At 62.7% G+C, this 25,872-nt stretch carries 21 protein-coding genes and 1 pseudogene; 7 read left to right on the top strand and 15 right to left on the bottom strand.

The genetic code is table 11. From position 1 onward, the window contains the following. Positions 1-59: 59 nt before the first annotated feature. Positions 60-1,274 carry a DNA recombination protein RmuC gene (locus NB311A_RS11150; RefSeq protein ID WP_009798653.1) on the bottom strand — a complete coding sequence of 405 codons (1,215 nt, stop codon included), beginning with the start codon at positions 1,272-1,274 and terminating at the stop codon, positions 60-62. A 148-nt stretch (positions 1,275-1,422) separates the two neighbouring features. Between NB311A_RS11150 and def the strand changes: the two genes are divergently transcribed. The 3 genes from def to truA are packed head-to-tail and all read left to right on the top strand — an operon-like array spanning position 1,423 to position 3,651. After that, a complete protein-coding gene (def, locus tag NB311A_RS11145) occupies positions 1,423-1,950 on the top strand; it encodes a peptide deformylase (protein WP_009798652.1) in 528 nt (175 codons plus the stop codon). Between the two features lie 31 nt (positions 1,951-1,981). Beyond that, on the top strand, positions 1,982-2,914 hold the full coding sequence (gene fmt / locus NB311A_RS11140) for a methionyl-tRNA formyltransferase (RefSeq protein WP_009798651.1): 933 nt from the start codon (positions 1,982-1,984) through the stop codon (positions 2,912-2,914). Beyond that, entirely contained in the window at positions 2,914-3,651 is a 738-nt protein-coding gene (gene truA / locus NB311A_RS11135) for a tRNA pseudouridine(38-40) synthase TruA (RefSeq protein ID WP_009798650.1), read from the top strand. The genes fmt and truA overlap by 1 nt, the downstream gene beginning before the upstream one ends. Before the next feature lie 103 nt (positions 3,652-3,754). Here truA and gloB read toward each other — a convergent pair whose 3' ends face one another. Then, entirely contained in the window at positions 3,755-4,522 is a 768-nt protein-coding gene (gloB, locus tag NB311A_RS11130) for a hydroxyacylglutathione hydrolase (protein WP_009798649.1), read from the bottom strand. Between the two features lie 328 nt (positions 4,523-4,850). Between gloB and NB311A_RS11125 the strand changes: the two genes are divergently transcribed. Next, positions 4,851-5,591 (top strand): class I SAM-dependent methyltransferase, encoded by a 741-nt coding sequence (locus NB311A_RS11125; RefSeq protein WP_040674761.1) that lies wholly within the window; start codon positions 4,851-4,853, stop codon positions 5,589-5,591. A gap of 59 nt (positions 5,592-5,650) precedes the next feature. On the opposite strand, the gene NB311A_RS11120 is transcribed toward NB311A_RS11125, so the two are convergent. From NB311A_RS11120 to NB311A_RS11100, 5 genes are all read right to left on the bottom strand, one after another. After that, positions 5,651-6,352 carry a DUF4167 domain-containing protein gene (locus NB311A_RS11120; RefSeq protein WP_009798647.1) on the bottom strand — a complete coding sequence of 234 codons (702 nt, stop codon included), beginning with the start codon at positions 6,350-6,352 and terminating at the stop codon, positions 5,651-5,653. Positions 6,353-6,788: 436 nt separating this feature from the next. After that, positions 6,789-7,685 (bottom strand): peptide chain release factor N(5)-glutamine methyltransferase, encoded by an 897-nt coding sequence (gene prmC, locus NB311A_RS11115; protein WP_009798646.1) that lies wholly within the window; start codon positions 7,683-7,685, stop codon positions 6,789-6,791. A 181-nt stretch (positions 7,686-7,866) separates the two neighbouring features. Next, a complete protein-coding gene (gene prfA / locus NB311A_RS11110) occupies positions 7,867-8,943 on the bottom strand; it encodes a peptide chain release factor 1 (RefSeq protein ID WP_009798645.1) in 1,077 nt (358 codons plus the stop codon). Positions 8,944-9,109: 166 nt separating this feature from the next. Continuing rightward, positions 9,110-11,374: a phosphoenolpyruvate--protein phosphotransferase gene (gene ptsP, locus NB311A_RS11105; protein WP_009798644.1), complete on the bottom strand. Its 2,265-nt coding sequence runs from the start codon at positions 11,372-11,374 to the stop codon at positions 9,110-9,112. A gap of 281 nt (positions 11,375-11,655) precedes the next feature. Then, on the bottom strand, positions 11,656-12,909 hold the full coding sequence (locus NB311A_RS11100) for an aspartate kinase (RefSeq protein ID WP_009798643.1): 1,254 nt from the start codon (positions 12,907-12,909) through the stop codon (positions 11,656-11,658). Positions 12,910-13,292: 383 nt separating this feature from the next. On the opposite strand from NB311A_RS11100, the gene ubiG reads away from it, so the two are divergent. Further along, on the top strand, positions 13,293-14,078 hold the full coding sequence (gene ubiG / locus NB311A_RS11090; protein ID WP_009798641.1) for a bifunctional 2-polyprenyl-6-hydroxyphenol methylase/3-demethylubiquinol 3-O-methyltransferase UbiG: 786 nt from the start codon (positions 13,293-13,295) through the stop codon (positions 14,076-14,078). Positions 14,079-14,142: 64 nt separating this feature from the next. On the opposite strand, the gene NB311A_RS11085 is transcribed toward ubiG, so the two are convergent. The 4 genes and pseudogenes from NB311A_RS11085 to NB311A_RS11070 all read right to left on the bottom strand — a co-directional run bounded on the left by NB311A_RS11085 (position 14,143) and on the right by NB311A_RS11070 (position 16,568). Next, positions 14,143-14,586 carry a DUF1178 family protein gene (locus NB311A_RS11085; RefSeq protein ID WP_009798640.1) on the bottom strand — a complete coding sequence of 148 codons (444 nt, stop codon included), beginning with the start codon at positions 14,584-14,586 and terminating at the stop codon, positions 14,143-14,145. Positions 14,587-14,601: 15 nt separating this feature from the next. After that, positions 14,602-14,825 (bottom strand): annotated as a pseudogene (locus tag NB311A_RS11080) (DUF1178 family protein); the annotation flags it as partial. Continuing rightward, positions 14,822-15,703, bottom strand: coding sequence for a carbon-nitrogen hydrolase family protein (locus NB311A_RS11075; RefSeq protein WP_009798638.1), 882 nt, complete (start codon positions 15,701-15,703; stop codon positions 14,822-14,824). The pseudogene NB311A_RS11080 and the gene NB311A_RS11075, both read right to left, overlap by 4 nt. Before the next feature lie 55 nt (positions 15,704-15,758). Next, complete coding sequence (locus tag NB311A_RS11070) at positions 15,759-16,568, bottom strand: ComF family protein (protein ID WP_009798637.1); 810 nt, start codon at positions 16,566-16,568, stop codon at positions 15,759-15,761. 105 nt (positions 16,569-16,673) lie between these two features. Here NB311A_RS11070 and NB311A_RS11065 point away from each other — a divergent pair, with 105 nt between their 5' ends. Then, a complete protein-coding gene (locus tag NB311A_RS11065) occupies positions 16,674-17,525 on the top strand; it encodes a methyltransferase domain-containing protein (protein WP_009798636.1) in 852 nt (283 codons plus the stop codon). Between the two features lie 74 nt (positions 17,526-17,599). Here NB311A_RS11065 and mutT read toward each other — a convergent pair whose 3' ends face one another. The 3 genes from mutT to NB311A_RS11050 form a co-directional block, all read right to left on the bottom strand. Then, positions 17,600-18,001 carry an 8-oxo-dGTP diphosphatase MutT gene (mutT, locus tag NB311A_RS11060; protein WP_009798635.1) on the bottom strand — a complete coding sequence of 134 codons (402 nt, stop codon included), beginning with the start codon at positions 17,999-18,001 and terminating at the stop codon, positions 17,600-17,602. Then, on the bottom strand, positions 17,998-19,236 hold the full coding sequence (gene argJ, locus NB311A_RS11055) for a bifunctional glutamate N-acetyltransferase/amino-acid acetyltransferase ArgJ (protein ID WP_040674755.1): 1,239 nt from the start codon (positions 19,234-19,236) through the stop codon (positions 17,998-18,000). The genes mutT and argJ overlap by 4 nt, the downstream gene beginning before the upstream one ends. Before the next feature lie 238 nt (positions 19,237-19,474). Beyond that, positions 19,475-20,392, bottom strand: coding sequence for a peptidylprolyl isomerase (locus NB311A_RS11050; protein WP_009798633.1), 918 nt, complete (start codon positions 20,390-20,392; stop codon positions 19,475-19,477). Positions 20,393-20,936: 544 nt separating this feature from the next. Between NB311A_RS11050 and secA the strand changes: the two genes are divergently transcribed. Beyond that, complete coding sequence (gene secA, locus NB311A_RS11045) at positions 20,937-23,795, top strand: preprotein translocase subunit SecA (protein ID WP_009798632.1); 2,859 nt, start codon at positions 20,937-20,939, stop codon at positions 23,793-23,795. Positions 23,796-24,183: 388 nt separating this feature from the next. Here the strand turns inward: secA and NB311A_RS11040 are convergent, their stop codons facing one another. Next, a complete protein-coding gene (locus NB311A_RS11040) occupies positions 24,184-25,659 on the bottom strand; it encodes a murein L,D-transpeptidase family protein (protein ID WP_009798631.1) in 1,476 nt (491 codons plus the stop codon). Between the last annotated feature and the right edge of the window lie 213 nt (positions 25,660-25,872).

The following is a 25,872-nucleotide window of genomic DNA, read 5'->3' as shown; positions in this document are numbered from 1 at the left end:
CGATGTTAGCAGATTCGGCCACTTTTCCCTCTCCTTCTCTCCGGAAACCGTTCGAAAGCTTATTCTCCCGCCTGGATTTTGTGAGCGAACTGCGGCGGGAATGGTTCCGGTCCGCGAGAAGCGGCGATCCGCGGCGTCTCGGCAATCGCCTCGTCCTTGCTGAAATCAAGTTCCTCGATCCTCATCGCCCGTTTGCCGATCTTGCCGGCCGAGATCAGGACCTGCCGGACATCCTCGCTGACCTGATCGAAATGGCTGCCGAGCCGGCTGACGCGGTCGCGCAGACGCTCGACGTCATCCATCATGTTCAGGACCTCGATCCGTACCTGATCCGCGGCATCGCGCATCCGTGCGTCCTTGAGAAGCTGCTGCATCACCTGGATCGCAAGCATCAATAGCGACGGCGACACCAGCACGATCCGGGCGCGATAGGCCTTCTGAATGACGTCGTCGAAGCTGTCGTAAATCTCGGAATAAACGGATTCCGATGGCACGAACATCAGCGCGGTGTCCTGAGTCTCGCCCGGAATCAGATATTTCCCGGCGATGTCGGTGACGTGCCTCATAACGTCGGCGCGCAGCCGCTGAATCGCCAGTTTCCTTTCGTCGTCGGTTCGGGCGCCGCGCAGCGCCGTCATCGCCTCAAGCGGAAATTTTGCATCGATGCAAAGCGGGCGCTGATCGGGAAGGAAGATCACGCAATCCGGCCGCTTGCCGTTTGGCAACGTGTGCTGAAAGGCGAACGAGCCCTTCGGCATTCCGTCCTGCACGATCGCTTCCATCCGCGCCTGCCCGAAAGCGCCGCGCGACTGCTTGTTGGCGAGCACGTCCCGCAGTGTCGTCACCTGCGTCGTCAGTTCGGTTAAATTCTTGTGCGCATTGTCGATAATCCCGAGCCGTTCGTGCAGCACGCGCAAGCTGTCCATGGTGTTGCGCGTGGTCTGTTCCATCGACTGGCCGAAGCGATGAGTGACCGAGTCAAGCCGTTCGCTGACCGCCCGGGCCATCTCCGCCTGCCGTCCCGCAAGCGCCCGGCCCATGGCGTCGACACGGCCGGTGGCCTCGGCCTGGGCCCGCATCATGTCGTTGAGGCGATCCTCCAGCTCGTCGGCGCGGCTTGCTTGCGCGGTCGCCATTTCGGCTTCCCGGCGCCCCGAGCGCGCGATCACGATCGCAATGGTCAGCAACAACGCCAGCGCCAGCGCGCCAAAGGCGATCAGCACGGCGTCGATCCGCACCGGCATGCCGCCCAGCATGAAAAGGATATCGTTCACCCGCCCATTGTAGTCGATTCGGCCGCGGGCGCGAACAAAGAAGGAACATGTAGGGTTAACGAAAGTTCAACATGCTGCTCGGGAGGCGCGCCGGTCAGTGCGGCCCCGCGGATTGACCCCGGCAGGCCCGGGCATTACATCGCCCTGCATGGCTATTCGCGAAATAATCATCCTTCCGGACAAGCAGTTGCGCCTCGTATCCAGGCCGATCGAAAAGGTCACGCCGGAGATCCGCAAGCTCGCCGACGATATGTTCGAGACCATGTACGATGCGCCCGGCATCGGACTTGCCGGCATCCAGATCGCGCAGCCGTTGCGCATCATCACCATGGATCTCGCCAGGCGCGACGAGGACGGCGAACTTAACCCGCGGCCGCGGATTTTCATCAACCCGGAAATCCTGTCGGCGTCGGAGGAACTTTCGGTTTACGAAGAAGGCTGCCTGTCGATTCCCGAATATTACGAGGAGGTCGAGCGGCCGGCGCGGGTGCGGATTCGCTTCACCGACCTCGACGGCAAGCTGCACGAGGAAGATGCCGAGGGTCTTTTCGCCACCTGCATCCAGCATGAGATCGATCATCTCAACGGCGTGCTGTTCGTCGATTACCTCTCGAAACTGAAACGCGACCGCGTGATGAAGAAGTTCACCAAAGCCGCGAAGCTTGCCGCGAAATAAGGGCGGCTTTTACCGCGCAGAAATCAACAGCATGCCGCTTCGCCTGATTTTCATGGGCACGCCCGATTTCGCGGTGCCGACGCTGCTGCAACTCGTCGCCCACGGCCACGAGATCGCCGCCGTCTACACCCGCGAGGCGAGAGCCGCGGGCCGCGGCATGAAGCTGCGACCGACACCCGTGGCGCGGGAAGCGCAGCGCCTCGGCATTCCGGTTCTGACGCCGAAAACACTGAAGACGCCGGAGGCGCTGCTTGAGTTTCAATCGTTCGCCGCCGATGCGGCGGTCGTTGTGGCCTACGGCATGATCCTGCCGCAGGCGATCCTCGATGCGCCGAGATACGGTTGCTACAATCTGCACGCATCATTGCTGCCGCGTTGGCGCGGCGCCGCACCGATCAACCGCGCCATCATGACCGGCGACGCCGAAAGCGGCGTCATGGTCATGAAGATGGATGCCGGCCTCGATACCGGCGATGTCGCCCTGACCTCGGGACTCCCTGTCACCGATGCGATGACCGCATCCGATCTGCATGACGCGCTGGCGCCGCTCGGGGCTGATCTGATGGTGCGGGCCATGGACGCGCTGTCGCGCGGCGAGTTGCCTCTGACCAGGCAGAGCGAACAAGGCGTCACCTACGCCGCCAAGATCGACAAGGCGGAAGCCCGCATCGACTGGAACAGGCCCGCATGTGAGGTGCTGCGCCACATTCATGGCCTGTCGCCGTTTCCGGGCGCCTGGTGCGAGATGCCGGTCGACGGCGAGCCCACGCGCGTGAAGATCCTGCGTTGTGAGGTGGCGGATGGCGCGGGATCACCGGGGGACCTTCTCGACGATCGCCTGACGATCGCGTGCGGCGAGGGTGCGATCCGCGTTCTCGAATTGCAGCGCGCCGGAAAGCCGCCGATGAAGGCGAGGGCCTTTCTGAACGGCACGCCGCTGACGTTGCCGCTGCGGCTCGTCTGATGCCTCGCTACAGGCTCACCATCGAATATGACGGTGGTCCGTTCTGCGGCTGGCAGTACCAGGACAATGGTCCCTCGGTGCAGGGCGCACTGGAGGCGGCGGTCAAGGCGATTTGCGGTGACTGCGTCCGCGTGCATGGCGCGGGCCGCACCGATGCAGGCGTCCATGCGCTGGCGCAGGTGGCGCATTGCGACATCGCCAAGCACTTCGCGCCGGACCGGCTGCGTGACGGGCTTAATGCGCACCTGCGCCCGCATCCGATCGGCGTGCTCGAAGCCGAGATCGTGCCCGACAGCTTCGAGGCGCGCTTTTCGGCGCGCAGGCGACATTACATTTATCGTATCGCCAATCGCCGCGCCAATCTCGCAATCGACGTGGGCCGCGTCTGGCGCGTCCCCCGGCCGCTCGACACCGAGGCGATGCACGATGCCGCGCAACGGCTGCTCGGCAAGCACGATTTCACGACCTTTCGCGACACCGAATGTCAGGCGAAGTCGCCGGAAAAAACGCTCGATCAACTCGACGTTGTCAGGAACGGCGATAACGTCAGCATCATCACTTTGGCTCGTTCGTACCTGCACAGTCAGGTGCGCTCGATGGTAGGATCCCTGGTGTGGGTCGGGCATGGCCGTTGGAGCGCCGATGATTTGTCCAGCGCGTTGGCCGCGCGGCGGCGCGAAGCCTGCGGGCCGGTGGCACCGCCCGACGGATTGTACCTTGTGCGGGTCGATTACTAGGGCATGATCCGATCAAGTTGAATCGGACCATGCCTTGGAAACGATTGTCTGGTTGTATCTTCTTCACGCGAACCGGTATCCGCTTCGCCGGACAATGCTCTACTCACGACTTGTTCTTGCGTTCGCGTAGCTCGGCGAAAACCTCAGCTCCGCTGGCTCCCTTCATATGCACTCCGGCCGCCACGGCGGGATCGTCGGCGCGCAGGAATACGTTGGCTTTTTTCTCCTCGCCCATCAGGGTCGGTACCGTCGGCTTGCCCTCGGCGCGCAGCCGCGCGACCTCCTCGGCGCGGGCCTTCAGCGCCGGATTGTTGGGTTCGATGGTCAGCGCGAATTTCACGTTCGATGCGGTATATTCGTGGCCGCAGTAAAGCCGGAAACTGTCCGGCAGCGCGCGCAGCTTCAAAAGCGAATCCCACATCATCGGATGGGTGCCCTCGAACACCCGGCCGCAGCCGATCGAGAACAGGGTATCGGCGGCGAATACTACCTTCTCATCGTCGAACACGTAACTGACGTGGTCCAGCGTATGACCGGGCGTTTCCAGCACGCGTCCCAGCAGCGTTCCGACCTTGACGATGTCGCCCTGACCGACCCGCAGATCGACGTTGGCGATTCCGGCGCCCTTGTCATGCGGTGCGACCACCCGGCAATTGTATTTCTGTTTCAGTTCCGCGACGCCGCCGACATGATCGCTGTGATGATGGGTAACCAGAATATCGGTCAACGCCCAGCCTTCGCGATCCAGCGCCTGGATGATTGGCTCAGCCTCCGGCGCATCGATCGCGGCGGTCGCATTGGCTGCGGGATCGTGAATCAGGACGCCGAAATTATCGGTGAGACAGGTGAACAGGCGGATGTCGGCGGTCATGTCGTCTCCGTGAGTCCGAGAGGTCGACGCGAGTGTCCCGGCTGCGAAGTTCGCTGGACGGACTTGCGGGAAATGACGCGAACTCCGGGAAGTCAGATTAGAACTACTCCGGCTTTGATGGAGTTAAGCCGGTTCGAGCCTTGTTTTGACGCGCACTCCTGCACGAACCGTAGCCGTCCCATCGGCGACCTATGAGGACATGCTCGCTCGGAAGCGCTATAGCATAGGTAATTCCGTGGTGAAACAAGCCGTTAACAGCAGTTTATGATTGTACAAATCAGGCAAAGCGGGGGTGCCCTACCTGCCGGCAACATGATAGATGTGGAACATGGCGATCGACGTCATCGACCTTCGTGACTTCTACTCGCAGCGTCTCGGCATCGTGGCACGGCGGCTGATCAATCGCGCCATTCATGCACACTGGCCGAGCCTGGAGGGGCAGTGCGTGGTCGGCCTCGGCTATCCGACTCCTTACCTCGGTTTGTTTCGGGAGGAATGCGAGCGCTGCATCGCCTTGATGCCGGCGGCGCAAGGCGTGCTGAAATGGCCGACGGCGCGGCCGGCGCTGGCGGCCTTGGTCGACGAATTTTCGTTGCCGCTGCAGGATGCGGTTGCAGACCGGATCTTGCTGGTTCATGCGCTGGAAGTGTCGGACGATCCGCAAAGCCTGCTCCGCGAGGTGTGGCGCATTCTTTCGCCGTCCGGTCGAATGATGGTGGTGGTTCCCAATCGTCGCGGTATCTGGACCCGGACCGACACAACGCCGTTCGGCCACGGTCAGCCTTATTCCCGCTCGCAGATCACTCAACTGCTGCGACAGACATGGTTCACGCCGTCCGCCTGGGGTGAGGCTTTGTTCGTCCCGCCGATCAATGGCGGCTGGTTCCTGCGATCGGCCGCCGTGTGGGAGCGCATCGGCGCGGCGCTGTCGCTGCCATTTGCAGGCGTTCACCTCGTTGAGGCAACCAAACAGGTTTATCGGCCCCTCGCCGCGAAACGGGAGCATAGCCGGTTGATGCCGGTGTTGCCGCCGGCGCTTGCGCCGTCCTCGTGTAACGCCGAGGAGTGATATATCGGATCGTGATCCGGATGTTTTCGCTCACGAAGAAGGGGTGAAGCGGCGGATCGCTATTCGTTGCCGGGATTGAAGTCCTCGCTCGGAGCCGGCGGCTGCACCATGCTGTCGGGACGCGGGCCATGCGGACGTCGGCGGCGGCGTGGCGGGAAGCGGTCGCTGCGCTCTCCGCCCTGATGGCCGTTGCCTTCGAACCGGCCACCGTTCACCTGCGGCTGCGATCCCGTAATGAAGGACGGGAGGCGGTCGACACCGCCATTGTCGGCGGGCTGTATCGCCGGCTGCGGCTGACGGTATTCCCGGGGCTGCTGCTGATCGCGCTGGTAGGGTTGCGCCTCGCGCTGCTGCTGATCGCGCGGTTGCTGAACCGGAACGAAGCCGGGCTCCGCGCCAAAATTCGAGTAGTTTTCGCCGTCATCGTCCCCCGCTTCCTCTGTGGCGTCGACGTCGATTCGCGGCTGTTGCTGCGGCTGGCTCTGGCGAAACTGTTCCTGCGCCGCGGCGATCAGGCGGAAATAATGCTCGGCATGTTGATAGTAGTTTTCTGCCGCCACGGGATCGCCGGATGAGCGAGCGTCGCGGGCGAGTTGGACGTATTTCTCGGCGACGTGAGAGGCGGTGCCGCGGATCTTGATGTCGGGACCGTTGGATTCGAAAACCCGTGTCATCGGGTTTTGGCCGCGCCGGTTGTTATTGTTATTATTATTGTTATTCCGGTTCCGCATCCGCTTGTTGTTATTCTGACCGTTTCTCATGTCCCGCCTTCAGTTATCAGCCTTGAAGTTTCCGGTTGGGTATTGCCCTGTCGTTCTGGCACAATTTCGCGCCCTCGACGCGACCTAAGCGAAGCGCGCACCGGCTATCGTCATAATAAAGACGCGTTCCCGGGTCGCCGGTAGGCGCATGGCGTTAGCATGGCTAGGTCATTCAGCCAGAGACATCAAACTCAGCTTTTCTTGCGTGAATTTTCAAGCGCAGTATCAGGCTTTCGTTCGCTTCGCGGTCGCAAGCGGCACAGCTCATGGCCGTCGCGCTCGATATGACCTGTCTTTAGGGACCGTTCACTCGGGCCGGTTCTCGTTCGAGAACTCTCGGCTCATCTGCAGCAAGGCTGCGGGGCCAACCCGGGACCGACGATTATGCATGAAACGTAGTCGTTCCCAAAGGATATTCCAAGTGGTTTTTTATGACTCAATCGGGCTTTATAAGGGCAACCCTGCGGGCCACGACCGCGCGGCCGATGCCGGCGAGGTCGGTCCTTGCTGACCCCATGACCGTCAGTCCCGCGGCTGCCATCAGCCGGCTCACGGCGCTGTCCTGGCCTTGCCCGATCTCCAGCACCAGGAGGCCGCCGTCCGCCAGCAGCGATAGCGCCTGCGGCGCGATCCGGCGATAGGCATCGAGCCCGTCGCGGCCGCCATCCAGTGCGAGAGGGGGATCGTGGTCGCGTACCTCCGGCGCCAGCGTCGCGATGTCGGCCGAGCGGATGTAGGGTGGGTTCGAGACGATCAGGTCGAATGGCCCCGACAGGCCATTCCCATAGTCGCTGACCAGGAACTGAGCGCGCGTCGCGAGGCCGACATCTTGCGCGTTTGTTTTGGCAGTGTCGAGCGCCGCTGCGCTCAGGTCGGTGCCGACGCCGGTGGCAGCCGGCAGTTCGGTCAGCAACGCGAGCAGGATCGCACCGCTGCCGGTCCCAAGGTCCGCGATGCGGAGTGCTGCTTGCATCCGGCCTTCAGCGCGGAGGATGTCGAGCGCGGTCTCGACCACGGTTTCAGTATCGGCTCGCGGCACCAGCGTGTCCGACGACAGCTTCAGCGGTAGCCCCCAGAATTCCTTCGTTCCAAGGATGCGCGCCAGGGGCTCGCCCGCGAGCCGGCGCCGCGCAAAAGCGTCGAGGCGCGCGGCGTCATCCTCGTCGAGTTGCCGCAAGCCTTGCGCGACCAGTCCGGTCAGATCGAGACCCAGCACCGCGCCGGTGAGCATGCGGGCCTCGAGCGCGGCGCTGTCGATCCCCGCGGCTTCGAAGCGCGCCGTCAGCGCGCGGCGGATGGTCTCTATTGTCTGTGCGGCGAATGAGTCGGCCACAGGGTTGTTTCCTTTCCCTCTCCCCTTGCGGGAGAGGGTGGCTGCGAAGCAGCCGGGTGAGGGGACACGGCGATGCTGCCCACAATGTCCCTTCGCCCGATCTTCGCTACGCTCAGATCACCCTCTCCCGCAAGGGGAGAGGGAAAGAAAGACGTTCACCGGGATGAGGCTTGAGTGTCACTCACTTGCCACTTTCGGCCGCGAGCTGCGCGGCCTGATGCTCTGTGGTCAAGGCATCGATCAATTCGTGCAGCGCGTCGCCGGCGATCACCTGCGGCAGCTTGTAAAGCGTCAGGTTGATGCGGTGGTCGGTGACGCGGCCTTGCGGAAAATTGTAGGTGCGGATGCGTTCGGAACGGTCGCCCGATCCGACCTGATCCTTGCGGTCGGCGGAGCGCGCGGCATTGATGCGCTGCCGCTCGACGTCATAGATGCGGGAACGCAGGATATTCATCGCCGAGGCGCGGTTCTTGTGCTGTGAACGGCTGTCCTGCATGTTGACGACGATGCCGGTCGGGATGTGGGTGATGCGGATCGCCGATTCCGTCTTGTTGACGTGCTGGCCGCCTGCTCCCTGGGCGCGCATGGTTTCGATGCGCAGATCATCGGGCTTGATCTCCACATCGACCTCTTCGGCTTCCGGCAGCACTGCCACGGTGGCCGCTGAGGTATGGACGCGTCCCTGCGCTTCGGTATCTGGCACGCGCTGCACCCGATGCACGCCGGATTCGAATTTCATTTTGGCGTAGGCGCCGCGTCCCTGCACCTCCGCGACGATTTCCTTGTAACCGCCCATGGTGCCCTCGCTGGCGGAGATCACCTCCACCTTCCATCCCTGCAAGGCTGCGAAGCGCTCGTACATCCGGAACAGATCGCCCGCGAACAACGACGCTTCATCGCCGCCCGTGCCGGCACGGACTTCGAGCATGACGTTGCGTTCGTCCATGGCGTCCTTTGGCAGCAGCGCTATTCGGATCTGCTGCATGAGTTCGTTGTTGCGCGCCTCCAGCGCCGGACGCTCGGCCTCCGCCATCGCGCGCATTTCTGCGTCCGTGGCTGGATCGGCGATCATCGCGTCGATCCCCGCGATTTCAGCCGTGATGGCGCGCCAGTCCTTCACGGCCTCCACGACAGGATTGAGCTCGGCCAGCTCGCGCGTCATCTGGACGTATCTGTCAGCACTGACATGGCTCAGCAGCTCGTTTTCGAGCGCGGCGTGGCGAGCCAGCAGGAGGTCGAGTTTGGCTTCGGGCAGCATGGTCAGGCGCGCAACGGTTCGTTGTTTCCTCTCCCCTTGCGGGGGAGCGTCAGGGTGGGGGATATACTCGGGTTGCGGTTCGTTCTGCACTCCTTTTTCCGCTTCCTCCCCACAGGAGGGAAGAGAGCAGGCAGTGCGGGAGGCGGAAGCCGGCTCAAAAATCTGCTCACAGCGGCAGCCCCTCGGCGTCGGCGAAGTCCTTGAGCTTGTCGCGGATTGAAATGCTGCCGGTAGGCGCCTGGAGCAACGGCATGATGGTCGCCTCCGCCTTTTGCGCATCGAGATCGAGTATCATGGCCTTGACGGGGCCGTGTGCGGTCGCCGAGAGCGAGAGCGAGCGGTAGCCGAGCGCGATCAGAGCCAGCGCGCCCAGCGGTTGCGACGCCATTTCCCCGCACAGCGAAGCGCTCCTGCCCGCCGCCCGTGCCTTGACCACGATGTCGCGCAGCGCCCGCAGCATCGGCGCGGAGAGCGTATCGAAACGGTTCGATACCTTGCTGTTGCCGCGATCGACGGCAAACATGAATTGAAACAGGTCGTTCGATCCCACGGAGACGAAATCGACCTTCGAGAGCAGTTCGTCGAGCTGGTACAACAACGAGGGGACTTCGACCATGGTGCCGATGTCCACACGTTCCGGCAGCGTGTGGCCATGCTGGCGAAGATAGGTGAGTTCGCGCTCGACGATGGCTTTTGCCTGATCGAATTCGGCGACTTCCGAGATCATCGGGAACATGATCCGCAATGCGCGGCCGCCTCCGGCGCGCAGCAGAGCGCGAATTTGGCCGCGCAGCAGGCCGGGACGATCGAGTCCGAGCCTGATCGCGCGCCAACCTAGCGCAGGATTTTCCTCAGCCGCAGCTTCCATATAGGGAAGCGCCTTGTCGCCGCCGATGTCGAGGGTGCGGAACGTCACCGGCTTGTCGCCGGCGGCGTCCAGCACCGTGCGGTACAGTGCAAGTTGCTCGCTTGCGCGTGGCAGGTTCTGTCCGATCATGAATTGCAGTTCGGTCCGGAACAGTCCGATGCCGGAACAATTGGTGTCATCGAGATGCGGGAGGTCGATCACGAGGCCCGCATTGATCATGAGATCGATCGGCTCGCCGTCCTTGGTGACGCAGGGTTTATCGCGCAAGGCGATGTACTGCGCTTGCCGCCGGGCGCGAAAGCGCACGCGCTCCGCATAGGCCGATTCGATTTCCGCCGACGGCCGCAGGTAGATCGAGCCGGAGGTGCCGTCGACGATGATGGCGTCGCCGGGATCGGCGATTCCGACCGCGTTCGGCACTTCGCCGACGGCCGGGATACCAAGCGCGCGCGCGACGATGGCAACATGCGAGGTCGCCGTGCCTTCCTCCAGCACAAGTCCGCGCAGCCGCTTGCGGTCATAGTCGAGCAGGGCTGCCGGTCCCATGGCCCGCGCGATCAGGATCGCGTTGTCCGGAAGCTGCTCGCGGGACGGCGCGTGATCTTGCCCCACCAGCTGTCGCATCAGGCGGTGGCCGAGATCCTCGAGGTCATGAAGGCGATCGCGCAGATAAGGATCGGTCGAGCGCAACATCCGCGCGCGGGTGTCTGATTGCACACGCTCGACAGCAGCTTCGGCCGTCAGACCGGTTGCGGCCGCCTCCTGCAGCCTGTGCGACCAGCCATGATCGTTGGCGAACATCCGGTAGGCCTCAAGCACCTCGCGATGCTCGCCGTCAGCAACATCACCGCGCTCCAGCAGGTGGTCGAGATCGGCGCGCAGCTTGGAGAGCGCCATATCCAGCCGCCGGATTTCCTTTGGCACGTCGTCGGCGATGTAGTTGGTGATGACGACGCGCGGTTCGTGCAGCACAACGTGGCCCAGCGCGATGCCGTCGGACAGGATCGCGCCGATCTGGTGGATCGTGTGGCGGGCGGCGGGCTCGAGGCCGGGCTGCGCGAGGGCCGCCAGCTCGCCGGAAGCGATCATCTCGGCAAGCACCATCGCCGTCGTTTGAAGCGCTTCGACCTCTTCCTCGACATAGGTGCGCCTGGCGCGGTTCTGCACAACCAGCACGCCAAGCGTGTTGCCCGCGCGCAGGATCGGCACGCCGAGGAACGAGTTGTAGATTTCTTCACCGGTTTCGGGGCGGAACGAGAATGCCGGGTGACTGCGCGCGTCCGACAGATTAAGGGGCGTCGCTTCGCTCGCGACCAGGCCGACGAGGCCCTCGTGCGCGGTCATCACGGTCCGATGCACGGCGTCGCGATTGAGTCCTTCGGTTGCATAGAGTTCCAGCGTATTGTCGACGCGCAGCACATAGGTCGAGCAGACTTCCGCCACCATATTGGCGGCGATCAGCACCACGATCTTGTCGAGACGCTCTTGCGCGCTGACCGGCTCCGCCATGACCTCGCGGAGCCGTCTCAACAAGACGCGGGGGCCGCTCGACGCGCTCCGCATATCCCGGTCCTCCCCCTGCGAGCCAGTCTTTGGATAAGCCTAAAAAAACGACATTGCGCGTCAGAAGCGCAGCGCATTTGTCTGAAGCCGTGGCCCCGGCCGCAACGGCCATGTCATTCGCCGTATAGCCAATCGACGTCCATTTTGCCAAGCAAAACGCCCGCCACTGGGGAGCGCTCGGTCTGAAAAACGGCCATGGTGTTCGCGCAACGATGGGCTGCGCGGCGGCGTGCTGCGCCGGGCTCAGCGGAGGACGATCGAGGCTGCCGTAAGCCTTCGTCTCAGCTCTGATCGAGCCCGTAGAGCGTATGAAGGGTCCGTACCGCGAGCTCGGTATAGGCGGTATCGATCAGCAACGAGAACTTGATCTCCGAGGTCGTGATGGCGCGGATATTGATGCCCTTGTCCGACAGCGCCTTGAATGCCTGCGCCGCGACGCCGGCATGGCTGCGCATGCCGGACCCGATCACCGAGATCTTGGCGACGTCCGTGGCGCTGTCGAGGCGCGCATAGCCGATCTTGTCCCGGGCGCGGGTGATGGTCTCCCTGGCGCGGGCATAGTCGGAGGCAGGCACCGTGAACGTCAGGTCGGTGGTCTTGCCGTCTTCGGACACGTTCTGGACGATCATGTCGACGTTGATATTGGCGTCGGCAAGCGGGACGAAGATCGAGGCGGCGACGCCCGGCTTGTCCTCGATCTGGCGGACCGAGATCTGGGCTTCGTCCTTGGAGAAGGCGATGCCGGTGACGACGTGGCTTTCCATGATGTCCTCCTCGCCGCAGATCAGCGTGCCCGGCGGCGTGCCATGGGGGTCGATCTCCTCGGGCGCATCGAAACTGGAGCGGACGAAAATAGGCATGTTCTGGGTCATGCCGAGTTCCACGGAACGGACCTGCAGAACCTTGGCGCCTTGCGAGGCCAGTTCCAGCATGTCCTCGAACGCGATCCTGTCGAGCCGGCGTGCTTTCGGGACCACCCGCGGATCGGTGGTATAGACGCCGTCGACATCGGTGTAGATGTCGCAGCGGTCGGCGCCGATGGCGGCGGCGATGGCCACCGCCGAGGTATCGGAGCCGCCGCGGCCCAGCGTGGTGATCCGGCCGGTCTGGGTGCTGATGCCCTGAAAACCGGCGATCACGGCAACTTCCTTGCGTTCCGTGAAGCGGTTGACGAGTTCGCTGCCGTCGATTTCAAGAATGCGGGCCGAGGCGTGGGCGTCGCTGGTGCGAATCGGGATTTGCCATCCCTGCCATGAGCGCGCCTGGATGCCGAGCGCCTGCAGCGCGATCGCCAAAAGGCCCGAGGTGATCTGCTCGCCGGAAGCCACCACGGCGTCGTATTCGCGCGCGTCGTGCATTGACGAAGCGTCCCTGCACCATGCCACCAGCTCGTTGGTTTTGCCCGCCATCGCCGACACCACCACCGCGACGTCATGGCCGGCGGCGACTTCGCGTTTGACATGCCGCGCGACGTTGCGGATGCGGTCGAGATTGGCGACGGAGGTGCCGCCGAATTTCATCACAAGCCGGCTCATGACGGATGGTGCGTTCCCAAGGCTCGCTTAAAAAGGTTCTCTGGATACAAGGCCAACTCGATGAAGTACGAAAAGCGGGGCGCACGGGCGAGAAGGCGCGTATACATAACGGCGCGGATGCGGGCAGGCAACCCGGCTTTCGGTCGCCCTGCGGGCGGCCGAATGATCCGGGAAACGGCGCGAAGCAGGGCGATCAGGGTGCCATGTCAGCGATTCCGCAACCGGTCCCGACCATGGTGTATGCGAGTCACATGCCCGTATCCGCGTTGCGACGCGATCGCGCCTCTGTTCTCGCGACTACTTATCTATTTCGAGGATGTTCGTGAGCGTGACCACTGATACTGTTCCACGACCCGTCATCTCGCCACAGGAGCCGCGCGGCAATGACCACGCAAGTCAACCCTCCCGCGAATTCTTCAGCCGCGTCTTCAGCGGCATCCAGAACGACCGTCGATCGCGCCGAGATCGAAAAATTCTCGAAACTGTCGCAGGAATGGTGGGATCCCAACGGGAAGATGGCGCCGCTGCACAGGATCAACCCGTTGCGGCTTCAGTTTATCCGCGACGCCGCCTGCCGCAAGTTCGAGCGCAGCGCCCGCAGCCTGAACTGTCTGGCGGACCTGCGGCTGCTCGACATCGGCTGCGGCGCGGGCCTTTTGTGCGAGCCGTTCACGCGGCTTGGCGCGCAGGTGATCGGGGTCGATCCCTCGGCGTCCAATATCGCCGCGGCGAAGCTCCACGCCGAGAAAGCCCATCTGTCGATCGATTATCGCTGCACGACCGTGGAAGACATGGACGTCCGAGAACGCTTCGACATCATCCTCGCGATGGAGGTGGTGGAGCACGTCGCCAATGTCGGGCTGTTCCTCGATCGCTGCGCGGCGATGCTGAAACCGGGCGGCATGGTGGTGGCCTCCACCCTCAACCGTAACTGGAAGAGCTTTGCCTTGGGCATCGTCGCGGCCGAATATGTGCTGCGCTGGCTGCCGCGCGGCACGCATCAGTGGGACAAGTTCGTCACCCCGGACGAACTCGCGCGCCACTTCGAGCGCAACGGGCTCGGCATCACCGAGCAGTCCGGCGTGGTCTATAACCCGCTCGCGGACAAATGGAGCCTGTCGTCCGACATGGACGTCAACTACATGGTGGTGGCGGAAGCGGTGGGGTGAGGCTATCTTTATGTTTTGATGCGTTTTCTTCACGCGAGCCGATCTTCACATCGTCAGGAACGCTTCAGTTCCGGTTGTCCCGCAACACCGGCAGCGATCCGACCTCGACGCCTTCCTCGATCAGCGATCTCGCTTCCTCGATCGAGGCTTCGCCGTAGATCGGACGATGCTCGATGTCGCCGTAATGCATTTTGCGAGCTTCGTTGGGAAACTGCGCGCCGACATTGTCGGCGTTCTTGACGAGATGGTCATGCAATTGTTTGAGTTCCGCACGCAGCTCGCGCTCCTCAGCCATTATTGCTGATGTGGATGGATCCGCAGATGAAGGTTCGTCGCGCGTTTTGGAGCCGGCGATCCGCGGCGCCATGATTGCTTTCTCGACATTCGTCGAGCCGCAGATCGCGCAGGTCACGAGCTTGCGTTTGACTTGCGAATCATAGGTCGACGAGCTCTGGAACCAGCTTTCGAATGTATGGCCGCGCTCGCAGCGCAGGTTGTAGCGGATCATGCCGAACCTCCTCGCTCCGGGGGGTCGTCGATCGTGAATGCGGGAGCGGCTGCGAGCCTCGGCGTACGGCGCTTGGAGCCGGCGATCCGCGGCGCCATGATTGCTTTCTCGACATTCGTCGAGCCGCAGATCGCGCAGGTGACGAGCTTGCGTTTGACCTGCGAGTCGTAGGACGAGGAGCTTTGGAACCAGCTCTCGAACGTATGTCCCTGTTCGCAGCGCAGGTTGTAGCGGATCATGCCGAGCCTCGCACAAGATGCAGACGGTCGCTTGCCGGCCTATGATCGGCGAAAGAAAAGCGACGCCCATGCTGTAATGAGGGTACGGCCTTGCGCGCGGTCGCGACCTTGGCCGGGTCGATCGTCGCCAGCACGATGCCGGGTTTGGTGCCGTCCGCTTCGGCCAACACTGTGCCCCACGGATCGACGATCAGCGAGTGGCCGAACGTTTCGCGGTGATTTTCGTGCATCCCGCCCTGGGCGGCGGCAAACACGAAGCAGCCGTTTTCGATCGCGCGAGCGCGCAGCAAGGTGTGCCAGTGCGCCTCGCCGGTCTTCCTGGTGAAGGCCGCCGGCACCGTGAGGAACGACGCGCCGGCTTCGGCCAGCGCGCGATACAGCGCCGGAAAACGGACGTCGTAGCAGATCGTCATGCCCAGCCTGCCCCATGGCAGGTCCGTTATCACGGCCGTCTCGCCCGGCTGATAATTGGCGGACTCCCGATAGCTTTCGCCGCCTTCGAGATCGATATCGAACATGTGAATCTTGTCATAACGCGCCAGGATGTCACCGGACGGTCCGATCAGAAACGACCGGTTGACTGCCTTCTCACTCGTCAGCCGCAACGCCAGCGAGCCGATATTGAGATGAATTCTCAGTTCGCGTGCAAGATCGCGATAACCGCTGAGCGAGCGGTCGTCGTCCTCGGTGCGAAGATGGTCGAACAGTGCGGCGCGATCGGCCTGCATGATGTTGCTGACTTCGGGAGTCTGCACGAAATTGGCGCCGTGCGCCGCCGCCTCGCGGATCAGTTCTGAGCCCTGATCGAAGTTCGGCTCGGGAAGGAGACCGCTCCGCATCTGGATCATTGCGGCGACGAACGTGGGCTGGGTGTTCATGTCCTTGCCTTTCGCCCGCAAAAAAACCGAACAAGGCTTGCGGGTCGAAGCTCGATTATATGGGGGCTTTCATGGTGTCGACAACCCGCGCGAAGACCAGCACGTCGACCTGGGCGGCCTTCGCCCGCAACAGGACCCGCGCGCAGGCATCCACCGTGGCGCCCGAGGTCAGGACGTCGTCGATCAGGATGACGCGGCGGCCCTGGACGTGACTGCTGCGTTCCGCCGCCACCTTGAACGCGCCCTGTACATTGCGTGCGCGGTCATTTCGCGACAATCCGACCTGTTGGCGGGTGGGACGGATGCGCCGCAGCGTGTCCGGTGCGACCGGAACACCGGATTGCCGGGCAATGACGTGAGCCAGCATCCCCGATTGGTTGAAGCGGCGGCTCCAGCCGCGCCGCCAATGCAGCGGTACCGGGATCAGGACGTCGGCGCCATCGAGTAACTCGGAGCCCGCGCGCGCCATCCAGCGGCCCATCGCGGGCGCGAGATCGGTGCGGTCCTGATACTTCAGGGCATGGACCAACACCTTGGCGACGTCGTCATAGCGCACGGCGGCGCGGGCGCGCTGATAGGCCGGGGGGTTGGCAATCGCCTCCATGGACAGCATCTCGGAACCCGGATCATAAACAAAGGGTGTGCCGAGGCGGGGACAATAAGGACGTTCGATGAACGACAGTTGCGTCCAGCAATCCGCACAGACGCCGGGGCCCGCGACCGGTTCGCGGCAGGCGACGCAGAGCGTCGGCAGCGCGATGTCGAGCGCCGTGCGTGCCGCATGGGACATGACGTCGCGACATGCGCGCCATGCGCCGCGCAGCGGGTTGGGTCGGTGCGGCGCGTTTTCCGGCGAGGGTTCCATAGGGCAAGGCTAATCCTCGATATTGCCGTGCTCAAGCTGGAGAGCGCGGCTTTTCCTGCCTCGGACGCGATTGCCAGATGACCGCTGACCGGCGTACCAAACCACATGGCTCCGGACCCGTCTTCTCCGCCCGTTCTGTTCGACCGCGCCTTGCTGCGCGAGCGGCAGAAACGCGCGGCCGAAGCAGGAGCCGTGTCGTTTCTGCTCGATCGCATTGCGGAGGATATGGCGGAGAGGCTGCACGCTGTGCTGCGCGAGTTTCGGTGCGCGGCGGATATCGGCACGCCCGGCGATCAGGTGCGCGGCGCGCTCTCGGCCCGGGTCGGGGAGCTTTCGCGCGTCGATCTCCCGGTTGACGAAAGCGAAGCGGTGAGGCTGTCGCCCGATTCTCTTGATCTCGCCGTCTCCGGACTTGCCTTCCAGTTTGTCAACGATCTTCCGGGCCTGCTGGCGCAGATCCGCCGCGCCCTGAAACCGGACGGGTTGCTGATGGCGGCCACGATCGGCGGAGACACGCTGACCGAGCTGCGTCAGGCGTTCGCGATGGCCGAGGCGGAGCTTGAAGGGGGCATCTCGCCGCGCGTCGCACCGTTTGCCGACCTTCGCGATGTCGGCGCGCTGCTGCAACGCGCCGGGTTCGCGCTGCCGGTGACGGACGTCGACCGGGTCATGGTGCGCTATAATGACCCTTTCGCCCTGATGCATGATCTGCGCCGCATGGGCGCGACGAATGTGCTGACCGAGCGCCGCCGCAGGCCGTTACGCCGCGCAACCCTGTTGCGGATGGCGCAGATCTATCATGAGCGCTTCGCCGATGCCGACGGCCGCATCCGCGCGACCTTCGATATCGTGTGGCTCTCGGGATGGGCGCCGCATGACAGCCAGCAGAAGCCGTTGAAGCCGGGATCGGCGAAGGCGAGGCTTGAGGACGCGGTGAAGGCTATCGAGAAGAAGTAAGACGCGGGATGGTTTTGCCGTCATGCCCGGCACAAGGCCGGCCATGACGGCAACGCGTTGCCGTGCGAAATTGTCTACATCAACAGATCGATCAACGGCGGTATCAGAGGGATGTCCGCGGGCGGCATCGGATAGTCACGAAGCTTGTTGGCCCGAACCCACTTCAGCGCCTGCCCCTCTTTCGAGGTCACCGTGCCTTCCCAGCGCCGGCAGATGTAGAGTGGCATCAGCAGGTGGAAACTTTCGTAAGCGTGGCTTGCGAAGGTCAGCGGCGCCAGGCATCCCTCCTGCGTGACGATTCCGAGTTCCTCGCGCAGTTCACGGATCAGCGCCTCTTCGGGGCGTTCTCCAGGCTCGAACTTGCCGCCGGGAAACTCCCACAGGCCGGCAAGTTGCTTGCCTTCCGGCCGCTGCGCGATCAGTACGCGGTTGTCGGCGTCGATCAGCGCGCAGGCGACGACCAGGGTGAGCTTCACGACCGGTAATCGCCGTTGATCGCAACATACTCCTTGGTGAGGTCGCAGGTCAGCACGCGGTCGCGGCCCTTGCCGAGGCCGAGCGTTGTCTTGATCTGAATCCTGTCGTTCTTCATGGTCTTCGAGACTTCCGCCTCGTTGTAAGACGGGTCCCGCGCGCCGCGTTTTGCGACGCGAATGCTGTTGAAATAGATCGACAGCTTGTCGCGGTCGGCTGGCTCGCCGGCCTTGCCCACCGCCATCACCACACGGCCCCAGTTGGCGTCCTCGCCCGCGATCGCGGTCTTCACCAGCGGCGAATTGGCGATCGACTTGGCGATTTTGCGCGCCGATGCCTTCGATGACGCGCCTTCGACGATGACCTCGACCAGCTTGCGCGCGCCTTCGCCGTCGCGCGCCACCTGTTCGGCGAGATCGGCCAGCACGCCGTGAAACGCTTTCGCGAATGCTTTCATGCGGGGATCGCTGGCGCGGCTGATTTTGGGCGCGCCGCGGGCGCTCGCGGCGCCGGTCGCGAACGCCAGAAGCGTATCGGAGGTGGATGTATCGCTGTCGATGGTAATGGCGTTGAAGGTGTCTTCGACGCCGCTCTTCAACAGCGATTGCAAGGCTGCTGCCGCAATTGGCGCATCGGTAAAGACAAACGAAAGCATGGTCGCCATGTCGGGCGCGATCATCCCGGCGCCCTTGGCGATGCCGTTGATGGTGACGGCGGCCTTGCCGAGCTTCACGCGCGCGGTCCCGACCTTCGGAAATGTGTCGGTGGTCATGATGGCGCGCGCGGCGTCCATCCAGCGATCCGGTGCGGCGTCGCGCCCCAGCGTTTCCAGCACGCCGTTGAATTTCGTGGCGTCAAGCGGTTCGCCGATCACGCCGGTCGAGGCAAGATAGATATCGCTAGCCTTGCAGCCGGCCGCCTTGGCGGCGATGTCGGCGGTCAGCTTGGTGGCCTCGCGGCCGGTCTTGCCCGTGAAGGCGTTGGCGTTGCCCGAGTTCACCACCAAGGCCCGCGCGCTGCCGCCTTTCAATCGCGCGCGGCACCACTCGACCGGCGCCGACGGGCACTTCGATTTGGTGAATACGCCGGCCACCGTCGTGCCTTTGTCCAGTAGGGCCAGCAGCACGTCGGTGCGGCCCTTGTAGCGGATGCCGGCCGCGGCGGTCGCGAGGCGGACGCCTGCGATCGCGGGCATGTCCGGGACATCGGTCGGGGCGAGGGGGGATATGGTGGACATGCGGCGGGCCTCGGCGTTTCGTCCTCTCCCCTTGCGGAGAGGACGTTGAGCGGCGACGTCGCGAAGCGGGTGAGGGGTAGGCCTGGCCGTGCGATGATCCCTCACCCGGCGCGTATTCGCTTCGCTTATTTCAGCCACCCTCTCCCACAAGGGGAGAGGGAAGAAAAGAGCCGGATGTAAAATGGGCGGGATGATTGTCTCATCCCGCCCATCGATCCTCAATATTAGCTCGTCAATTTTACTTCTTCGCCGGCGTTTTACCGTCTGCGGGTTTGGCGGAGCCGGCCTTGTCTCCGCCTGCCGGAGCGGCCGGCTTGTTCATGCGCTCGATCTTGGCGGTCTCGCGTAGCTTGGCGACGTATTCTGCCTGCGCCTTTCGTGTCACAAACTGCTCGATTTGCGGCTTGACCTGATCGAAGTCGGGGGCTTTGCGGGCGCGTTTTTCCTCGACCTTGATGATGTGCCAGCCGAACTGGGTTTTGACCGGGTCGGAAATCTTGCCGGGCTCCAGCGCAAAGGCGACCTTTGAAAATTCCGGTACCATCTGCTCCTTGGTGAAGAAGCCGAGGTCGCCGCCGTCGGAGGCCCCGGGATCCTTGGATTCTTTCTTGGCAAGTTCGGCGAAGTCCGCGCCTTTCTTCAATTCGCCCTCGATCTTCTTGGCCTCGTCCTCTGTCGGCACCAGGATGTGGCGGGCATGAACCTCCTGTTCGCTGGTGATCTGCTTGGAGGCATCCGCGTAGACGGTCTTCATGGCGTCGTCGGTGATCGCCGCTTTGCCCTGGGACGCCAGCAGCCTGTCCATCAACAAACGATCGCGGGCGAAGGCGAGCCGTTTTTTGAACTCCTCGCTGTTTTCAATTTTCTTTTCTTCGGCGGCCTTGGTGATGATCTTCATGTCAATAAGGAAAGACAGTATGTTCTCCTGCTTGGCCGCCGGATCCATCTGCGCGAGGCTCGGACCCAATTCCTGCTCGGCAAGATTAACGTCGCTCTGGTGGATCTCGGTGCCGTTAACTTTTGCCAGCACGGGATCCGCATCGGCTGCGTGGACCGGGGTGCCGACGAACAGGACAGCGGCCAGGCAGCCGCCGAGAGCGGACGAAGCCAGGCGAACGCGCAGACTGTGTTTCGTTGCGGGCAATAGGATGGTCATGAGAAGTCCTTGATCTCCAGGAGGAGGATGTGGGGCGGCGGACACTCGCTCAATCGTGGGGTCTTGGCAATGCGAAAACTCTGTCAAAATCATGAACTCCGGACAGGCGGACGCCGCCGTTTCAGTCGCAGACGCTTCGAACCGGTGTTCCGGCCACCGTTGACAACCCCCGGGGCCGGCCATATTTCTGCCGGACGGTCGACAGCAAAGGCGGGTTCTGACTGTGCTTTTGCGATTGAACCCCGGGTCACCGAATCTCAACCCACTATGCGGACGCTCGGCTTTCGGGACTTTCGGCCCTGATGCGTCACGATGAGTTGAGTTGATAGGCGGCTCCTGCGGTGGTTGCGAAGTCCGAAGGCGCCGCAGACCCAGGCGGACTTCGGTGGTTCGAACTCATTCGGGTTCGGACCCTCGAGCTTTTTCGAACGGGATTTCCGGTTCGCGTGAAGCAAACTCGTTGCCGCTTCTGAACCATCAGAAGCGGAGCTCCAGGAGACGACCACATGGCTGCAACGGCAAACCGCGAAGACAGGAATTTGGGATGATTGGCGCGTTTGCCCGCAAGTTTTTCGGTTCCGCCAACGATCGGCGGGTCAAGGGATATCAATCCCGCGTCAAAGCCATCAACGCCCTGGAGCCCGAAATCGCCGCGCTGTCGGACGAGGCGCTGCGGGCGCGCACCGCCGAATTCAGACAACAGCTTGCAACCGGCAAGACCCTCGACGACATTCTCGTTCCGGCCTTCGCCACAGTGCGCGAGGCAGCCAAGCGAACCCTCGGCCAGCGGCATTTCGATGTGCAGTTGGTCGGCGGCATGGTGCTCCATGAGGGCGATATCGCCGAGATGAAGACCGGCGAAGGCAAGACGCTGGTCGCCACGCTTGCCGTTTATCTCAACGCGCTGGCCGGCAATGGCGTTCACGTCGTCACCGTCAACGACTATCTCGCCCGCCGAGACGCCGGCTGGATGTCGCAGATCTACTCCTTCCTTGGCCTCACCACCGGCGTGATCGTGCACGGCCTCGACGATGTCGAGCGCAAGGCGGCCTATGCCTGCGACATCACCTACGGCACCAACAACGAATATGGCTTCGACTATCTGCGCGACAATATGAAGTACCGTCTGGAGGACATGGTCCAGCGCGAGCACTTCTTCGCCATCGTCGACGAGGTCGATTCGATTCTGATCGACGAGGCCCGGACGCCGCTGATCATATCCGGCCCGCTCGACGACCGCTCCGAATTCTACAACACCATCGACACATTCATGCCGAATCTCGAAAAGGTGACCGACTACGAGGTCGACGAGAAACAGCGCACGGTGGCGCTCACCGAGGCCGGCATGGAGAAGATCGAGACGCTGCTGCGCGAGGCCGGCCAGCTCAAGGGTGATTCGCTCTACGACGTCGAGAACGTCTCCGTCGTTCACCACATCAACCAGGCGCTGCGCGCGCATTCGTTGTTTACCCGCGACAAGGACTACATCGTCCGCGACGGCGAGGTCGTCATCATCGATGAATTCACTGGCCGGATGATGCCCGGTCGCCGCTATTCGGAAGGTCTGCATCAGGCGCTGGAAGCGAAAGAGCATCAGCCGGTTCAGCCTGAGAACCAGACGCTGGCCTCGATCACCTTCCAGAACTACTTCCGGATGTACAAGAAGCTTGCAGGCATGACCGGCACTGCGGCGACGGAAGCCGATGAACTGGCCGACATCTACAAGCTCGAAGTCGTCGAGATACCGACCAATCTGCCGATTGCGCGTCTCGACGAGGACGACGAGGTCTACCGGACCCAGAACGAGAAGTACGCCGCGATCATGGCCGAGGTTGAGCGCGCCAACGCGCGGATGCAGCCGGTGTTGGTCGGTACTGCCTCGATCGAGAAATCCGAAGTGCTCGCCGACTATCTGAAGAAGCATGGTTACAAGCAGATCGATTTCAGCGATCCGAAATCGATGCGGAAGCTGTACGCTGCGGCTCGCGCCAGCAAACCGGCAAAGCTGTTCGCGGTGCTGAACGCCCGCTTCCATGAGCAGGAAGCCTATATCGTCGCCGAGGCCGGCGTGCCCGGCGCGATCACCATCGCGACCAACATGGCCGGTCGCGGCACCGATATCAAACTCGGCGGCTCGCTGGAGATGCGCGCTCAGGCCGAGACGGCCGACATTACGGACGAAGCTGAGAAGGAAGCGAAGCTGGCGGAGATCAAGGCCGATATCGAGCGCTTCCGCGACATGGTGCTCAAGGCGGAAGAGGTCATCGAGATCGAGCCGGCCAAGGGATCAAAACCGGCCAAAACCGTGACCCGCCCCGGCGGGCTCTACATCATCGGTTCGGAACGTCACGAGTCGCGGCGCATCGACAACCAGTTGCGCGGGCGCTCCGGCCGCCAGGGCGATCCTGGCCGTTCGAAATTCTTCCTGTCGCTGGACGATGATCTGATGCGGATCTTCGGATCGGATCGGCTCGACACCATGTTGCAGCGGCTTGGCCTTAAAGAAGGCGAGGCGATCACCCACCCCTGGATCAATAAGGCCCTGGAGAAGGCGCAGCAGAAGGTCGAGGCGCGCAACTTCGACATTCGCAAGAACTTGCTCAAGTACGACGACGTGCAGAACGACCAGCGCAAGGTGATCTTCGAACAGCGCGTCGATCTGATGAAGAACGAAAGCGTCGCCGAAACCGTCGACGACATGCGCCATGCGTTTGTCGAGGACCTCGTCTCAAAGCATGTACCTGAGAACCAATATCCTGAGCAGTGGGATGTCACCGGCCTGAAAGAAGAGCTGAAGCGCGTGCTCGACATCGAGTTGCCGGTCGATGAATGGGCCGCGGAAGAGGGCATCGCCGGCGAGGAGTTGCTGTCGCGTATCGAAAGCCGTGTCGACGAGCATATGGCGGCCAAGGTCGGGCAGTGGGGGCCTGACGTCATGCGCTACGTCGAGAAGACCATCCTGCTACAGACGCTGGATCATCTCTGGCGCGAACACCTCGTGATGCTTGATCATCTGCGCCAGGTCATCGGCCTGCGCGGCTATGGCCAGCGCGATCCGCTGCAGGAATACAAGTCGGAAGCCTTTTCCCTTTTCGAGAGCTTGATCGCCCACCTGCGCGAAGCGGTGACGGGGCAGTTGATGCGCGTCGAGATCGTGCCGCCCGAGGAGGAGCCGATGCTACCTGTAATGGAAGCCCACAAGCTCGATCCGAATACCGGCGAGGACGAGATGGCGTTTGCGCAAGGCAGTCTTGCCGGAATTTCATTGGCGCCGGCTGCGAACGCCGGCCGTTCCAGCCGTGATCCGAATAATCCGGCGAGTTGGGGCAAGGTTGGCCGCAACGAGGATTGTCCTTGCGGTTCGGGCAAAAAGTACAAGCATTGCCATGGTCGCTACGCCTGAGGCTCCCTGACGTGGCCTATCATTCGTGGCGAGCGAGCCCCAGAGCGTTTTCGCGCCTCCGGCTTGACCCAGGATGGATACGGGTTCGGGTGAAGACAACGCTTCAGATTAAAATCATGAAGGCATGCTTCTGATTTCTGTCAGAGGTCGACAGTCTCCTAGCCGCTTCTGATAGAATCAGAAACGAGCTCTATGATTTTGTTTTGTCGCGTTTTCTTCACGCGAACCGGTGTCCACTTCGCTCGAAAACGCTCTAAGACCGCGTCGTATGGCCGGGAAAAACGCCGGTCTGACATGATCCCGAAAACCGGAAACCGGTTTTCGGGAAAAGATCATGCTCAAACAAAAATATAAGCGACGAGTCGGTTCAACGCAGTTGAAACAGACTCTAGCGGAACGCCGAGAAGCGGCTGTCGAACGAGCCCGTTGACGCCACCGGCGCGGTGCTCGGAGTCGGTGTGGCCACCGTCTCCGCTGATCTGGATTGCGGACGCGCGGTCGCGACGTGTTCGGGCTTGGCCGCCTTTCGGGCCGTCTTCTCTGCCGGTTTAGGCGTTGCGTGTTTCGCCACGGTCGGGCGCGACCGAGCGCTTCGCGCCGGAGTTGCGGCCTTCGGTCTGGCCGGAGCAGATTCTTTGGCCGAAGCCGAAACAGAGCCTTTGGTTGTGGCAGTCGTGTCGGCGTCTCCGAAACCAATCTTGCGGGCGAGGTTGGTGAAGATGTTGTTCGGCTTGGAAGGGGCGAGCAGAGATGACGACGGCCTTGTCACGTCGGTCTCCGGTTCGTATGAGGTCGTAACCGTCGCTGCCGCTGAATTGCGCGGCGGGTTGACCGTCGGCGGAATCGTGCCGGGTGCCGGCGAAAACGCCGCGGCCCTCAGGCCGGGTTCCACGGGATCTGAAAGCCCCGTCTGACCTTGCGGCAGCTTGGCGGCGAACACTCGGTTCATACCGCCGTCGATTCCGGTGTTGAGCTTGGCGACCGGCGATCCTTTCGAGATCAGGTTGGCGATTTCGGCGTTGTCGCGCTGCTGCTTCTCGCGTACGGCGCTTGCGATGTCGTCAGGCACCGCATAGGCCGGACATCTCGCCGAGGCGTTGAACTCAAGCGGCCGGGTTGAGCCGGGCGGAGGCGCCGGATCGAACACGTACTTATGCTCGCAGAATGCGACCTTCGGCTCTTGACGCGTCACTTCGAAATGATCGTTGCCTTCCTTGATCATCTTCCAGAACGGCATGTTCGGATTGTTGCGGTGCTTCGCAAGGTTCGCAGCCGTCATGCGGAACGGATAGGCTTGAAGCTGGAAGGCGCGCTGACCGCCGAAGAATGACTCCCGGCCGACGGCGTAGATTTCGGCAATCTGCTCGTCGGTCATGGCGTAGCATCCGCGCGAGGAGCAGTCGCCATGCACCATCAATTGCGAACCGGTGCGTCCCAATGACTTGTCGAACTCGTTGGGGTAGCCGGTGTTGAACGAGAGATAATAGGAGGAGCGTGGGTTCATCTGCGCGGGCGTGATACTGTAGAATCCTTCCGGAGCCTGACGGTCTCCCTCACGCGTCTTGGGGCCAAGATCGCCGGACCAGCGGCAAATCGGGTAGATCTTGAGCAGTGCGAACTTGCCCGATCGGTCCTGCTTCCAGACTTCGAGCTCGGCCTCCTGCTTGAAGAGGCGGATCAGGATCGGCGATTGCAGTTCCATGTCCTTCGCGGTCATGGCAGCGACGAGCTTGGGGGGAACCGGCCGGTTGGCCTTGGCGTTGCTCGCGAGCGAGGCGTCGTCGGTGTTGCAGCCGGCCAGAAGCGTTCCGCCCGTCAGCGCGGCCAAGGTCATGATCGCGCGAGCGGTCGAGCGACTGATCACAGCAAAGCTCCGCAAGAGACAGGCAAGCCTGCACCCCCATTCATGGCATCCTGCCCCAAGCCATTGAATAAAATATTATCCTTAAGCCTGCGTGACCGCAAGCCGAGCGGAACCGAACGAGGCGAACACTGGCTTCGATGGTGAATGGAGATTAAATATTCCCCGCGAGGCTGAATTAGGGCGATCCGGCGACTTCCCGAAAAGCCATGTTCC

The organism is Nitrobacter sp. Nb-311A, assembly GCF_000152905.1.
Classification (GTDB): domain Bacteria; phylum Pseudomonadota; class Alphaproteobacteria; order Rhizobiales; family Xanthobacteraceae; genus Nitrobacter.
Note: the sequence above shows the minus strand (reverse complement) of the source record. Positions and strands in the feature narration are given on the sequence as shown.

What these genes read in the sequence shown, in the direction of transcription:
- def (WP_009798652.1), top strand. Translation starts at nt 1,423, where the DNA reads ATGGCTATTCGCGAAATAATCATCCTTCCGGACAAGCAGTTGCGCCTC.
- fmt (WP_009798651.1), top strand. Translation starts at nt 1,982, where the DNA reads ATGCCGCTTCGCCTGATTTTCATGGGCACGCCCGATTTCGCGGTGCCG.
- truA (WP_009798650.1), top strand. Translation starts at nt 2,914, where the DNA reads ATGCCTCGCTACAGGCTCACCATCGAATATGACGGTGGTCCGTTCTGC.
- gloB (WP_009798649.1), bottom strand. Translation starts at nt 4,522, where the DNA reads ATGACCGCCGACATCCGCCTGTTCACCTGTCTCACCGATAATTTCGGC.
- NB311A_RS11125 (WP_040674761.1), top strand. Translation starts at nt 4,851, where the DNA reads ATGGCGATCGACGTCATCGACCTTCGTGACTTCTACTCGCAGCGTCTC.
- NB311A_RS11120 (WP_009798647.1), bottom strand. Translation starts at nt 6,352, where the DNA reads ATGAGAAACGGTCAGAATAACAACAAGCGGATGCGGAACCGGAATAAC.
- prfA (WP_009798645.1), bottom strand. Translation starts at nt 8,943, where the DNA reads ATGCTGCCCGAAGCCAAACTCGACCTCCTGCTGGCTCGCCACGCCGCG.
- ptsP (WP_009798644.1), bottom strand. Translation starts at nt 11,374, where the DNA reads ATGCGGAGCGCGTCGAGCGGCCCCCGCGTCTTGTTGAGACGGCTCCGC.
- NB311A_RS11100 (WP_009798643.1), bottom strand. Translation starts at nt 12,909, where the DNA reads ATGAGCCGGCTTGTGATGAAATTCGGCGGCACCTCCGTCGCCAATCTC.
- ubiG (WP_009798641.1), top strand. Translation starts at nt 13,293, where the DNA reads ATGACCACGCAAGTCAACCCTCCCGCGAATTCTTCAGCCGCGTCTTCA.
- NB311A_RS11085 (WP_009798640.1), bottom strand. Translation starts at nt 14,586, where the DNA reads ATGATCCGCTACAACCTGCGCTGCGAGCGCGGCCATACATTCGAAAGC.
- NB311A_RS11075 (WP_009798638.1), bottom strand. Translation starts at nt 15,703, where the DNA reads ATGAACACCCAGCCCACGTTCGTCGCCGCAATGATCCAGATGCGGAGC.
- NB311A_RS11070 (WP_009798637.1), bottom strand. Translation starts at nt 16,568, where the DNA reads ATGGAACCCTCGCCGGAAAACGCGCCGCACCGACCCAACCCGCTGCGC.
- NB311A_RS11065 (WP_009798636.1), top strand. Translation starts at nt 16,674, where the DNA reads ATGGCTCCGGACCCGTCTTCTCCGCCCGTTCTGTTCGACCGCGCCTTG.
- argJ (WP_040674755.1), bottom strand. Translation starts at nt 19,236, where the DNA reads ATGTCCACCATATCCCCCCTCGCCCCGACCGATGTCCCGGACATGCCC.
- NB311A_RS11050 (WP_009798633.1), bottom strand. Translation starts at nt 20,392, where the DNA reads ATGACCATCCTATTGCCCGCAACGAAACACAGTCTGCGCGTTCGCCTG.
- secA (WP_009798632.1), top strand. Translation starts at nt 20,937, where the DNA reads ATGATTGGCGCGTTTGCCCGCAAGTTTTTCGGTTCCGCCAACGATCGG.